This window comes from Sphingomonas sp. 8AM, from assembly GCF_902506455.1.
Taxonomy (GTDB): domain Bacteria; phylum Pseudomonadota; class Alphaproteobacteria; order Sphingomonadales; family Sphingomonadaceae; genus Sphingomonas.
The window spans coordinates 2,620,240-2,632,379 of the sequence record NZ_LR733844.1; the positions used below are offsets into that span (position 1 = coordinate 2,620,240).

The following is a 12,140-nucleotide window of genomic DNA, read 5'->3' on the forward strand; positions in this document are numbered from 1 at the left end:
TTTCTGCTGAAGGCCCCCGCCGCTGTCCGATCGCGTCACCTCCTTCGACATCGCCGCCGCCGCGGGCGTCTCGCAGCCGACGGTATCGCGCGCGTTGCGCGGCGACCGCACGGTCAGCGCCGCGACGCGGTTGCGGATCGCCGCGATCGCCGAGCAGCTCGGCTACAAGGTCGACCGTGCCGCCTCGTCGCTGCGCCGTGGCGAGGCGAAGACGCTGGCGCTGCTGTTCTTCGAGGACCCGCTGCCCGACGCGACCGCGATCAACCCGTTCTTCCTGTCGATGCTAGGCTCGATCCTGAAGACCTGCGCGCTGCGCGGCTACGACCTGCTCACCTCGTTTCAGCAATTGTCGGCGGACTGGCACAAGGATTACGAGGACAGTCGCAAGGCCGACGGGCTGATCCTGCTCGGCTATGGCGACTGGGAAACCTATCGCGTCCGGCTCGAGCAACTGGTCGGGCAGAAGACGCGCTACGTGCGCTGGGGGTCGGTGGAGCCGAACGGGCTGGGTACGGTGCTCGGCTGCGACAATATCGGCGGCGGGCGCGACGTCGCGCGCCATCTGTTGAACCGCGGACGGAAACGTGTCGCCTTCGTCGGGACGGCGAGCGACCATTATCCCGAATTCCGCGACCGGTATCGCGGTCTGTGCGAGGTGCTGCGCACCGCGGGGCTGCCGGTCGACCCCGGATTGCACGTCGATGCGCTGTCGTCGGAACAGGTCGGCTATGACGCGACCCGTCGGCTGCTCGCGCGCGACATATTCTTCGATGCGCTGTTCGCCGCCTCGGATCTCATTGCTTTGGGGGCGCTGCGCGCGCTCGACGAGGCGGGACGCCGCGTGCCCGACGACGTCGCGGTGGCGGGGTTCGACGACATCCCCGCCGCGCGCCTCTCACGCCCGCCGCTGACGACGGTCGCGCAGGACTATGCCCGCGCCGGGGCGCTGCTGGTCGATACCCTGGTCCGCCAGATCGCGGGCGAGACGACCGAGAACGTCATGCTCCCCGCGACCCTGATGGTGCGCGCCTCGGCGTAGCGCTCGTCATTGCGAGCGAAGCGCGGCAATCAGGGTACCGCGCGGCGCCCGGGATTGCTTTGCGACGCTCGCAATGACGGCCCGGGTCAGAACCGGTACGTCAGCCCGAGGTAATAGTCCGTCCCGTACCGCTGATACCGTCGCACCTGCCGCGGATCGCCGTTGGTGTACTGGAAGAACTCCTGATCGGTCAGGTTCTTGGCCTGCGCGAGGATCGTCAGCCCCTGCAGCGCGCCGCTCTGGAATTCATAGCCGATCTGCGCGTCGAGGATCGTCTCGCCCTTCGCCGTATTCAGCTCCGGCGTCGCCGACAGGCCGCGCACCTCGGCGAGGAAGCTCGAACGATAGCGATAGGTCGCACGCGCCTGGAAGCCGTTCTTCTCGAAATACGCCGTGCCGTTGAGCACCCACTTCGACAACCCGGGCACCGTCTGCACGGTCGCGGGCGAACTGTCGTAGCGGACCGCCGAATGCGTGTAGCTGCCGCTGCCGAACAGGCCGAAGCCATCGAGCGCGGTGGTGAACATGCGCAGCGGCAGCGACGCGGTCGCCTCCGCACCCATGATCTCGCCGCGCCCCGAATTGGCCGGGTTCTTGAACAGGCCGAACTGCGCGTTCTGCGCCTGCACGATCGCCTGCTGCGCCGGTGTCAGCGACGAGAGCAGCGGCGAGAAGTCGTACAGCACGTTGTTGTTCGGATCGACATAGTCGGTTAGGTGCTTGAAATAGCCCGACAGCGCGACATAGCCGCCGGCGCGGAAATACTTCTCCAGCGACAGGTCGATGTTGGTCGACTTGTACGGGCGCAGCTCGGCATTGCCGCCGTCCGACGAGAACGGGCTGCGCAGCGGATCGGACCCCGCACCGACGTTGCCGGGATTGATCGCGACGTTCTGGGAAATCCGCTCCTGATCGAGCCGCGGGCGCACCATCGTCTGCGACGCGCCCATCTTGATGAAACCGTTCGGGATCAGCTCGACCGAGAAGGTCGCGCTCGGCAGGACGTTGGTGTATTTGTCGCCGCCGGACACGTCGGACAGCGTCACCACGCCGCCGTTGAGCCCGGCGATCCGGCCGTCGGAGCTTTGATCGGTATGCACCACCTGCACGCCGATCGAGCCCTTCACCGCCTTGCCGCCGGCCTCGCCGTCGATCACCAGCCGCGCGTAACCGGTCGTGACCTTCTCCTTCACGCCCCACACCTTGGCGAGCGACTCCGGGCGGTTGTCGAACACCGGCGTCAGCAGCCCGAGCACGCCGCGCGGATCGAGCGTCAGCATCCGCGGCACGCCGAGGAAGGCGAGCGAGACCTGCTCGTCGAGCACCACGTCGCCCGGCACCGCAATCGACTTGGGTGTGCCGCTGGCGACGGTGCAGTTGGTGCCGCCGCCCGGCGGGCAGTAGAAGTATGACGTGAAGCGCGCCTTCTTCTCGCGCTGCGTATAATTGCCGCCGACTTCCCAGCCCTTGATGACGCCCAGCGCACCCTGGAAATCGCCGGTCAGATTTGCGCGCAGCGACTTCAGATCGTCGCTGAACTTCGGCCGGTTCTGGAAGCCGGCCTGCACCACCGCGTTGGTGCCGTTATAGCCCCAGCCGCCCGGATCGGTAATGCGGATGACGTTGGTGTCGGCGTAATCCAGCGTCGGGACGATCTGGTACATGCCGTTGTTCTGGCGCGTGATCGTGATCGTGTCCCGCTGCCCGGTGCCGCCATAACCGGTGCCCGAATAGGTTTCGATCAGCTCGTCCTGCCGCGTCGCGCGCGACCAGGCGGCGTCGACGTTGAGCTGGATCGCGTCGTTCAGCCGGACATTGTTGTTCCAGCCGAGCGAGAACATGTCGGACTTGCGGTCGTTCAGATCGTTGCGCTGCACCGTGTATTGCGGGATGAACGTCGCCTTGTCGACGAAGCCATCGGTGACGGTCACCGTTCCCGCGGTCGGCGCGACGTTATAGGCGAGCGGGAATTCGATCCCGCGCAGCTTCTGCGTCTCGGTGAAATGCGTGTAGAGCGCGTCGAAGGTCGAGTGGAACGCATCGCTTGGTGCCCATTCGATCGTGCCGACCCCGCCGTAGCGCTTGAGCATGTTCGACTGGACATAGGGCTTCGCGCCGCCCAGCACGCACGGCCCCGCCGCATCGCCGGTGCAATTCTGCGACAGGTTGTTAAGATTGGGATAGCCCCATGCCTCGTACCGGTCGTAATTGGTCGGCGATTCCTGTGCCGCAGCGCCGATCGCGATGCCGAGCGTATCGTTGGCGAACTTGTCGACATAGGTGGCCGTGGCGCGATAGCCCCAGCGCTCGCCGTCCGGGTTGCGCTTGCCGATGCCGTTGAGCTGGCCGCGTGCCGAAACGATGAACAGCCGGTCCTTCTGGTCGAGCGGGCGCAGCATCCGCAGGTCGACGGTGCCCGACACGCCCGCCGCGATCAGCGAGGCGTCGGCGGACTTGTAGACGTTGACGTTGCTGAAGAATTCCGACGGATATTGGTCGAACTCGACGCCACGGTTGTCGCCGACCGTCACCTGCTCGCGGCCGTTGAGCAGGGTGGTCGAGAAGTCGGGACCGAGCCCGCGGATCGACAGGCTCTGGTCACGCCCCTCGACGCGCTGCGCGGTGACGCCGGGCAGGCGGGCGAGCGAGTCGGCGATCGACACGTCGGGCAGCTTGCCGACATCCTCGGCCGATACCGAATCGACGATCAGCGTCGAACGACGCTTGATGTCCGCCGACTTGGCGAGGCTGGCGCGGATGCCGGTTACGACGATCTCGTCCGCGCCGGCGTCGGTCGCGGTCGGATCGGGATTGGCGTTGGCGTCCGGGGTCGGATCGGCGGCGGGCGCCGGCTGCGTGGCAGTGACCTTCGCGGTCGGGTTGCCGGTCGGCGCATCCGCCTGCGGCGTCGCTTCCTGCGCCAGCGCGGGCGTGGCGACCAGCAGCGCGAGCGCGCTGGCACCGGCCCAGCGGCGAGCTGCGGGCATAAGTGACGGACGGTTCATGTGGAAAATCCTCCCCTGCTCCCGGCGTCCGCGTTGATGCGGACGATCCTCGGGTGTCATGGGAGCCGACTAGGCCCGCACCGGCCGTGCCGCCAAGAAAGTCACATACGTATTCAGCGTTATGCTGTTTGGCTTCCGCTCGTCATTGCGAGCGGAGCGGAGCAATCCAGAGTCGGACCAAGACGCCCTGGATTGCTTCGCTACGCTCGCAATGACGGCGGGTTCACGCCGCCTCTTCCTGCGGCGCCCCCGACGCCGCAGCCAGCAACCTTTTCTCCAGCGCGCGCACCCGCGTGGTGGACGCGATCTTGTCCCCGGTCAGATCGGTCAGATAGAATACGTCGACCGCGCGCTCGCCATAGGTCGCGACATGCGCCGAATGAATCGTCACCTTCGACAGGAACAGCGCATAGGCGAGCTGGTTGAGCAGCGCCGGGCGATCGCGCGCCGCGACCTCGACGACGGTGAAGCGGTTCGACGCCTTGTTGTCGACCAGCACATTGGGCTCGATCCGGAACGCATCCGCCCGCGCGCGCGGAAGCGGCTTGGCCTTCAACCGGTCGGTCAGCTTGCCGCGCCCCGCCAGCGCATCCTCGATCGCGGTCTTGAGCCGGATGAGCTGCCCCGCCTCGTCGAACGGCCGCCCGAGCGGGTCCTGCACAAGAAAGTTGTCGAGCGCCATGCCGTCACGGGTCGTGTGGATGCGCGCATCGATGATGTTGCCGCCCGCGACATGGATCGCGCCGGCGATGCGGCTGAACAGCCCGGGATGATCCGCGGCATAGACCGTCACCAGCGTCGCGCCGCGCTCGGGGTAGACCTGCGCGTCGATCGCAAGCTGCACGTCACCGGTCTGCGTTACGAACGCCGCATTGTGCGCGAGCACGTCGTCGGGCTCGGCGATCCAGTATGGTTCGGGCAGCCGACGCACATACGCCGCCAGCGTCTCCGCATCCCATTGCAGCGATGTACGCAGATGCTCCTGCTTGGTGACGACGCGCTCGCCGCGCCCTTTCTGCTTGTGGCCGAGCCGCAGCACCTCCTCGGCGCGGTCGTAGAGGTCGCCGAGCAACTGCCCCTTCCAGCCGTTCCACGTCCCCGGCCCGACCGCGCGGATATCGACGACGGTCAGCAGCAGCAGCAGCCGCAACCGCTCCGGGCTCTGCACCACTTCGGTGAGGTCGAGGATCGTCTTGAAATCGGTGAGGTCACGGCGGAACGCGGTCGAACTCATCAGCAGGTGATGCCGCACCAGCCACGCGACCGTCTCGGTCTCGGCCGGGGTCAGCCCGAAGCGCGGGCACAGCCGCTCCGCCACCTCCGCGCCGAGGATCGAATGATCGCCGCCCCGCCCCTTGGCGATGTCGTGGAGCAACACCGCGACGTACAGCACGCGCCGCGACACGATCTGCCCCATGATCTCGCTGGGCAGCGGATGATCGTCGGCCAGCGCCCCCGCCTCCATCCGCGCGAGCAGCCCGATCGCGCGGATCGTATGCTCGTCGACGGTATAGTGATGGTACATGTCGAACTGCATCTGCGCGACGATCCGCGCCCAGTCCGGCACGAAGCGCCCGAGCACCCCGGTTTCGTTCATCCAGCGCAGCGGTAATTCGGGATCGTGCGCGCCCGCAAGCAGATCGAGGAAGCGCGCATTGGCCTGCGCGTCACGCCGCACCGCGGTGACCAGCCGCGCGTCGCGCGTCGCGCACCGCAAGGCGAGCGGGTGGATCTCCATCCCCTGTTCGGCGGCGAGCGCGAAAATCTCGACCAGCCGCCGCGGGTCCTGCTGGAAGAAGTCGTCGGACGGCAGCGCGATCCGCCCGCCGTCGTTGGCGAAACCGTCCAGCTTGCGCGGGGTGCGCGCGATCTTGAGCCCCAGCCGGCGCCGACGCGAGAAGCGCTCGTCCATATGCGCCAGGAACAGTCCGGTCAGCGACCCGACCGTGCGCGCCTGCAGGAAGTAGAATTGCATGAAGCGCTCGACCGCCGATTTGCCGGGGCGGTCGGCGTAGTTCATCCGCTGCGCGATCTCGCGCTGATAGTCGAAGGTCAGCCGGTCCTCGGCGCGCCCCGCGATCAGATGCAAATGGCAGCGCACCGCCCACAGGAAATTGTCGGCGCGCTGGAACAGCCGATATTCCTCGCGCGTGAACAGCCCGACCGCGACCAGCTCGTTCGACCGCTGCACTTGATAGGTATATTTGCCGATCCAGAACAACGCGTGGAGATCGCGCAGGCCGCCCTTGCCCTCCTTGATATTGGGCTCGACGACATAGCGGGTGTCGCCCATCCGGACGTGACGCGCATTGCGCTCGGCGAGCTTGTCGGCGGCGAACTGCCGCTCGGTGCCGAGCCGCACGTCGTCGTGGAAGCGCCGCGACGCCTCGCCATACAGATCCTCGTCGCCCCAGACATACCGCCCTTCCAGCAGCGCGGTGCGCACCGTCACGTCGGCCTTCGCCTGCCGCACCATTTCGTCGAGCGAGCGGCTCGAATGGCCGATCTTCAGCCCGAGATCCCACAGCGCATACAGCATCGATTCGATGACCTGCTCGGCCCACGCCGTCTGCTTGCCCGGCGTGAGGAAGCCGATGTCGACGTCGGAGAACGGCGCCATCTCGCCGCGTCCGTACCCGCCGACCGCGAGCAGCAGCAGCCGCTCTCCGGTGGTCGGGTTGGCGAGCGGATACAGCCGCTGCGTGGTGAAGTCGGCGAGCACGCGCAGCAACTGGTCGACCAGATACGCCTGCGCATTCGCCGCCTCGATCCCGCGCGACGGATTGGCGGTGAGCCGGCGCGCGATCTCCGCGCGCCCGGCCTCGAGCGCGCTCTTGAGGAGCAGGCTGACCTGATGACGCAGCGCCGCGGTGTCCTTGCCGGTCGCGGCGGCGACCTGTTCGGCGAGCAAGCGACGATCGACGATCGCGCGGCGATTGGGGAGGTGGTCGAAACGTCCGATCATGCGCGGCGGAATAGCGGGTGGAGGTTAACGCGTCGCGTGTTTTGGCTCCGTCAGGCCGCGCTTCCGTGAAAGGCTGGCTCGAGCGCTCGCAAGGCCCCAAACGCCGGCCGCCGACCCGGCGGAGCGCGCGATCAGTTGCTCCAGCTTCGACCGCAGCGGGCTTTCCATGTCACGTGCAACGATCGAACTGTACATAGCAGACCGTAGCTGAACGCGCCTTGCTCGCGGAACGACACCTCGACGAGCGCGAGCCGTCCGGTCGTCGAAAATACGGGGCTGGTGAAGGTAACGAACATTGCATGGCCCTCATCGTCTCTCGGCGGTGCGGCACGCCCCTTCCACGCACAGATCGGTCGGAAAACGTCCGAGCGGTAAATCTCCTGCCTTGTTGCAAGCTCGGTGAATTCGTCGGCAGACATCGCCAGCCGTTTGCGAGCATCGGGAGCGATGTCGGTCATGGAACCAAGCGAATGGGCGGACGAGCGGACATCGAGGGGATAAGCAGGTGCGTGGTGCCCGATAGCGGCCGTGTACGCGGCCTGAAGGACCGCACAGGTTCTCGGCATCGAAGCGAAGTCGGACACCCGCCAGACAGAAGCTGGCAAAGCCATGGTCGCAGCCGAGGCCGGCATGCCCAGGACCGCAACGATAATCGCAAAGGGCATCAAACCTCCCGTCCCCCTTCGTGTTCACCCATTGTCTATTCAGCGCACCATTGAGTTGCGAAAACCTGCCGTCGCTTGCCAAAAAGCAGCACCGAGGCGTTTCAGCCACGCCGATACAAGCGCAAAACTTTGATGTGACTTACCCTTCCCTCGTTTAGGTAAATCGGTCGAAGATATAATTATTGGCTCATAATGGTGAAAACCGGTTCACCATGGCCCCTGCTGTCCTTCGCGCGGTCGACAATGAAGCGGGCCGCCTGTTATCTCCCCGCTCCTGCAGGACACCGCGCACGAGACAAGAATGCTTTACACCAAACCGCTCTTCCAGCCCGGGGAAGCGACCGCGCTGTTCGATCTGGTCGATGAGGTCACTCATGGTACGCTCGTGACGGCGGTGGGCGAAGGCGTGCAGATTTCGCACCCTGTTTTCATGGCGGATCGCGGCCGGAACCGACTGGTGAGTCACCTCGCACGCGCCAACGACCATGCCGCGGTGATCGAATCGGGTACGCCATCGACCGCGATCATCATGGACCCCGGCGCCTATCTTTCCTCGTCATGGCATCCCGCCGCGCCGCTTCGCGACAGCGCGCCGACATGGGCGTTCCGGGTCGCCCATGTCCATGGACGGCTAGAAACGCTCTCCCGCGCGGCCACGATCGCGCATCTCGCCGAACTGGTCGCGCACCTCGAGAAAAACCGGCCAAACGGCTGGCGGATGGCCGAGCTCGGCCCTGGCGGCCTCGACCGTCGTCTGCCGCGGATCATCGGTTACGAGCTCGTCATCGAGCGTGTGGAAACAAGCTTCCGGCTCGGTCAGGACGAACGCGAACGCGACATGATCGCGGCCGCCGATGCCTTGCGCACCGAAGGAAAAGCAATCCTCGCCGACCGCCTGCTGGCGGCACGCCGCGCGTCACCACCCCGCGACGGGTGAATGCCGTCAGACCCGTCCACGGCGTGCACCCGGAGCAGCCGATCACCTCACCCCTCCCGCGCCAGCGCCTTCAGCCGGTACAGCGTATCGAGCGCCTCGCGCGGCGTCAGCGCGTCTACGTCGAGCGCCTCCACCTCGGCGCGGATCGCGTCGCATGTGTCCTCTTCTGCCTGCATGGCGGCGGCGAACAACGGCAGGTCGTCGAGCCCCGCCGCCAGCCCGCCGGTCCTGGCGCGCCCCGCCTCCAGCTTCGCGAGCACCGCCTTGGCGCGCGAGACGGTCGCGGGCGGCATCCCCGCCAGCCGCGCGACCGCGAGGCCATAGCTGCGGTCGGCCGGCCCGTCGGCGAGTTCGTGGAGCAGCACCAGCTCGCCCTTCCACTCGCGCGCGCGAACGTGGTGAAGCGACAGCGCGTCGCAGCGTTCCGCCAGCCGCGTCAGTTCGTGGTAATGGGTGGCGAACAGGCAGCGGCAGCGATTATCCTCGTGGATCGCCTCCACCACCGCCCAGGCGATCGCCAGCCCGTCATAGGTCGAGGTGCCGCGCCCGACCTCGTCGAGGATCACGAAGCTGCGCTCGGTCGCCTGCGCAAGGATCGCGGCGGTCTCGACCATCTCGACCATGAACGTCGAGCGCCCGCGCGCGAGATTGTCCGATGCGCCGACCCGGCTGAACAAGCGGTCGACCAGCCCGAGCCGCGCCGCCGCGGCGGGCACATAGGCCCCGGCCTGCGCCAGCACCGCGATCAGTGCATTCTGGCGCAGGAACGTCGACTTGCCGCCCATGTTCGGCCCCGTCACCAGCCACAGCCGCGACTTTTCGCCCAGCACGCAGTCATTGGCGACGAAGCGGTCGCCGCTCTTCGCCAGCGCGGCCTCGACCACCGGATGCCGCCCGCCGGTGACGTCGAAACAGGCATGGTCGACGAACGCCGGGCGCGACCAGCCGCCCTCGATCGCGCGCTCGGCCAGCGCGGCGGCGACGTCGAGCCGCGCGAGCGCGTCGGCAGTCGCGGCGATCGCCAAGCGTCCCGCCAGCGCCTGCGCGGTGAGGTCCTCGAGATGCGCGGCCTCGGCGGCAAGCGCGTGCGCGCCGGCCTGCGTCACGCTCGCGGCGACCTCGTGCAACTCGGGCGCGTTGAAGCGCACCACCCCCGCCAGCGTCTGGCGATGCGTGAACCCTGAGTCCGCCGCCATCAACGGATCGGCGGCGCGCGCGGGCACCTCGATATGATAGCCGAGTACGCCATTGTGGCGGATCTTGAGCGCGGAGATCCCGGTCTTCGCGCGGAACGTCGCTTCCAGTGCCGCGATCGCGCGCCGCCCGCCGCTGCCGGTATCGCGCAGCGCGTCGAGCGCCGGGTCATAGCCCGCGGCGATATAGCCGCCATCGCTCGCCTCGATCGGCGGCGACGGCACCAGCGCGCGCTTGAGCAGGTCGATCAGCTCGCCATGCCCGCGCAACCGTGGCGCGATCTGCGACAGCAAAGCGGGCGTGTCGCCCAGCTTGCCGAGCCGGTCGCCGATCGCCCACGCGCCGTCCAGCCCGTCGCGCAACTGCCCGAGATCGCGCGGGCTCCCCCGCCCCGCCGCCAGCCGCCCGAGCGCGCGGCCGATATCGGGCAGCGCGCGCAACGCCGCGCGGATGCGGTCGCGCAGCCCGGCATCGTCGTGAAACAGCCGCACCAGATCGAGCCGCGCCTCGATGTCCGCGCGGTCCATCAGCGGCGCACCGAGGTCGGCGGCGAGCAGCCGCGCGCCCGCCCCCGTCACCGTCCGGTCGACCGCATCGAGCAGGCTGCCCTTGCGCTGCCCCTGCGCGGTGCAGGTGATCTCCAGGCTTTCGCGCGTCGCGGCGTCGATCGCCATCGTGTCGCGTGCGGCCGCCAGCACCGGCGGGCGCAGAAACGGCAATTGCCCCTTGGCGGTATGATCGAGATACGCGACCAGCCCGCCCGCCGCCGCCAGCCCGGCGCGCCCGAACCGCCCGAAGCCGTCGAGCGTGGCGACCGCGAACAGCCGCTTCAATCGCTCCTCGGCGCGCGCGCTGTCGAACTCGGCGCGCGGACGCCACACGGTCGCGGGTGCGTCGCCGCCCTCGGCCGCGACCACCTCCGCCGCGCCGAGCCGCGCCAGCTCGGCGCCCAGCGAGGCGCGGTCGCAGGCGATCACCTCGAACCGCCCGGTCGAGACATCCGCCGCCGCCACCGCGACCTCGCTCCCGGCCTCGCCGATCGCGACGCACCAATTGGCGGCGCGCGCATCGAGCAACGTCTCCTCGGTCAGCGTCCCGGCGGTGACAACGCGGACGATTGCGCGGTTGACCAGCGCCTTCGACCCACGCGCCTTGCGCGCCGCCTCCGGCGATTCGGTCTGCTCGGCGATCGCGACGCGGTGCCCGGCCTTGATGAGCCGCTGCAGATAGGCGGTCGCGGCATGGACCGGCACGCCGCACATCGGGATCTTCTCGCCGGCATGTTCGCCGCGCGAGGTCAGCGCGATGTCGAGCACCTGCGCCGCCACCCGCGCATCATCGAAGAACAATTCGAAGAAATCGCCCATCCGGTAGAAAAGCAGGCAATCCTCGGACTCGGCCTTGAGCGCGAGATATTGCGCCATCATCGGCGTCGGGGCGGGGGTGGTGGTCATTGAAGCGGTCCGGGAATCGCGTGGCGTGTCAGGGATGCGCACGTCGCATCGCGATGCCGTCAGCCATCACGGCGCGCAAGCCACTCCTTGACCGGCAGGCGTCCGGGCTTGCCCCAGGTCTTCAACCATTCGCCAACGATCGCGTGCGAATGGACGCGCCCTGCCGCCACGTCGGCTTCGGCGCGGGCGAGGTCGGCGGCGAGCGCCGACTCGTCGCGGTTCGCCCACCGGTGATAGTCCTCGATGATGCGACACCTATCCATGACGAGAGCATAAGCTGCCCGCCGCACGTCGACCACCCGCCACTTTGACCGCAAGCCGCGGGATGCGGCCCCAGCCGGAAGCCGGTACAAGCATCGCCATGCTCCACTACGCCACCCTTCCCTCCCCCGTCGGCGCGCTGACGCTGGTCGCCGACGACACCGCGCTCGTCGCGATCCTGTGGCCCGACGACAAACCGGAACGCGTACGGCTGGAGGCGACCACCGAGCGCCCCGACCATCCGGTGCTCGCCGCCGCCGCGACGCAGCTGGACGAATATTTCGCCGGCACCCGCACCACCTTCGACCTGCCGCTCGCGCCTCGCGGCACCGCCTTCCAGCGCGACGTCTGGCGCGCACTCGACGCGATCCCCTATGGCGAGACGCGCAGCTACGCCGACATCGCGCAGGCGATCGGCCGTCCCACCGCGACCCGCGCGGTCGGCGCGGCGAACGGGCGCAATCCGATCTCGATCGTCACCCCCTGCCACCGCGTGATCGGCCGATCGGGCGCGCTGACCGGCTTCGCCGGCGGGCTGGCCGCGAAGCAACATCTGCTCGCGCTGGAGCAAGGCCGACGCTGACCGATATTCGCGATGCACCTGCCAACCCCGTCATCCC

Annotated in this window: 8 protein-coding genes; 3 read left to right on the forward strand and 5 right to left on the reverse strand. The window is 68.1% G+C overall.

All coding sequences use genetic code 11. The features are described from left to right. Positions 1–22 precede the first annotated feature (22 nt). Positions 23–1,039 carry a LacI family DNA-binding transcriptional regulator gene (locus tag BACI71_RS12395; RefSeq protein WP_159761170.1) on the forward strand — a complete coding sequence of 339 codons (1,017 nt, stop codon included), beginning with the start codon at positions 23–25 and terminating at the stop codon, positions 1,037–1,039. Positions 1,040–1,125: 86 nt separating this feature from the next. On the opposite strand, the gene BACI71_RS12400 is transcribed toward BACI71_RS12395, so the two are convergent. The 3 genes from BACI71_RS12400 to BACI71_RS12410 form a co-directional block, all read right to left on the reverse strand. Then, positions 1,126–4,044, reverse strand: coding sequence for a TonB-dependent receptor (locus BACI71_RS12400; RefSeq protein WP_236552973.1), 2,919 nt, complete (start codon positions 4,042–4,044; stop codon positions 1,126–1,128). Between the two features lie 223 nt (positions 4,045–4,267). Further along, positions 4,268–7,009 carry a [protein-PII] uridylyltransferase gene (locus BACI71_RS12405; protein WP_159759060.1) on the reverse strand — a complete coding sequence of 914 codons (2,742 nt, stop codon included), beginning with the start codon at positions 7,007–7,009 and terminating at the stop codon, positions 4,268–4,270. 131 nt (positions 7,010–7,140) lie between these two features. Further along, a complete protein-coding gene (locus tag BACI71_RS12410; RefSeq protein ID WP_159759062.1) occupies positions 7,141–7,674 on the reverse strand; it encodes a hypothetical protein in 534 nt (177 codons plus the stop codon). A 301-nt stretch (positions 7,675–7,975) separates the two neighbouring features. On the opposite strand from BACI71_RS12410, the gene BACI71_RS12415 reads away from it, so the two are divergent. Further along, positions 7,976–8,611, forward strand: a complete 636-nt coding sequence (locus BACI71_RS12415) for an FMN-binding negative transcriptional regulator (RefSeq protein WP_159759064.1) — start codon at positions 7,976–7,978, stop codon at positions 8,609–8,611. A gap of 47 nt (positions 8,612–8,658) precedes the next feature. Here BACI71_RS12415 and mutS read toward each other — a convergent pair whose 3' ends face one another. Continuing rightward, the gene (gene mutS / locus BACI71_RS12420) at positions 8,659–11,232 is read right to left on the reverse strand and encodes a DNA mismatch repair protein MutS (RefSeq protein WP_159761174.1); all 2,574 of its coding nucleotides are present in this window, start codon (positions 11,230–11,232) and stop codon (positions 8,659–8,661) included. A gap of 86 nt (positions 11,233–11,318) precedes the next feature. Further along, the gene (locus BACI71_RS12425; protein ID WP_236552974.1) at positions 11,319–11,558 is read right to left on the reverse strand and encodes a hypothetical protein; all 240 of its coding nucleotides are present in this window, start codon (positions 11,556–11,558) and stop codon (positions 11,319–11,321) included. Between the two features lie 62 nt (positions 11,559–11,620). Between BACI71_RS12425 and BACI71_RS12430 the strand changes: the two genes are divergently transcribed. Next, a complete protein-coding gene (locus tag BACI71_RS12430) occupies positions 11,621–12,103 on the forward strand; it encodes a methylated-DNA--[protein]-cysteine S-methyltransferase (RefSeq protein ID WP_159759066.1) in 483 nt (160 codons plus the stop codon). The last annotated feature ends 37 nt before the right edge of the window (positions 12,104–12,140 follow it).

What these genes read in the sequence shown, in the direction of transcription:
- mutS (WP_159761174.1), bottom strand. Translation starts at nt 11,232, where the DNA reads ATGATGGCGCAATATCTCGCGCTCAAGGCCGAGTCCGAGGATTGCCTG.
- BACI71_RS12400 (WP_236552973.1), bottom strand. Translation starts at nt 4,044, where the DNA reads ATGAACCGTCCGTCACTTATGCCCGCAGCTCGCCGCTGGGCCGGTGCC.
- BACI71_RS12405 (WP_159759060.1), bottom strand. Translation starts at nt 7,009, where the DNA reads ATGATCGGACGTTTCGACCACCTCCCCAATCGCCGCGCGATCGTCGAT.
- BACI71_RS12415 (WP_159759064.1), top strand. Translation starts at nt 7,976, where the DNA reads ATGCTTTACACCAAACCGCTCTTCCAGCCCGGGGAAGCGACCGCGCTG.
- BACI71_RS12430 (WP_159759066.1), top strand. Translation starts at nt 11,621, where the DNA reads ATGCTCCACTACGCCACCCTTCCCTCCCCCGTCGGCGCGCTGACGCTG.
- BACI71_RS12410 (WP_159759062.1), bottom strand. Translation starts at nt 7,674, where the DNA reads ATGCCCTTTGCGATTATCGTTGCGGTCCTGGGCATGCCGGCCTCGGCT.